Source organism: Dokdonella soli, assembly GCF_039523175.1.
In the GTDB taxonomy this organism is placed as follows: domain Bacteria; phylum Pseudomonadota; class Gammaproteobacteria; order Xanthomonadales; family Rhodanobacteraceae; genus Dokdonella_A; species Dokdonella_A soli.
In genome coordinates this window covers 1-524 of the sequence record NZ_BAAAEU010000042.1, presented here as the reverse complement: position 1 = coordinate 524, position 524 = coordinate 1, and the positions used below count along the sequence as shown (strand labels likewise).

Below are 524 nucleotides of genomic sequence, written 5' to 3'. Positions count from 1 at the left end.
CATGGTGGAGCATCGCGGGCTGTGCAATATGGCGACGGCACAGATCGAAAGCTTTGGAGTTGAGCCGGGTGATCGAGTATTGCAATTTGCCTCGTTTACCTTCGACGTATCTATCGGAGAATTTTTCAGTGCATTATTTTCGGGTGCTGCGTTAATTTTGCGCAGTGATGCGTGGCTAGCCAATGCGCATCTGTTCTGGAGCTTGTGCGAAGCTCAACGAGTAAATGTTCTAGACATTCCAGTCAGGTTCTGGAAGTTGCTGGCAAACGATAAGACAGCAAAGATTCCAGCTGGCGTTAGGCTGTTGGTGACGGGCGGCGAGAGCGTAGACCAGGCCGCTGCCGCCGACTGGTTTAATCGGGATGGTTATAAACCGAGGCTTTTCAATGCGTATGGCCCTACAGAGACGACGGTAAATGCTACTTTCCACGAGCTCCTTTCGGAAGAGTTCAACCTAACCCAAGCAGTCCCGATCGGCCGTCCGATATGGAACACGCAGATCTATCTTCTGGACCGTTACGGCC

General features: G+C 51.9%; 1 protein-coding gene. It reads left to right on the top strand.

Annotated features, from left to right (window positions below; genetic code table 11):
- Window positions 1-524, top strand: a 524-nt coding sequence (locus ABD002_RS19510; protein ID WP_343794279.1) for an AMP-binding protein, incomplete at both ends; no start/stop codon positions are given.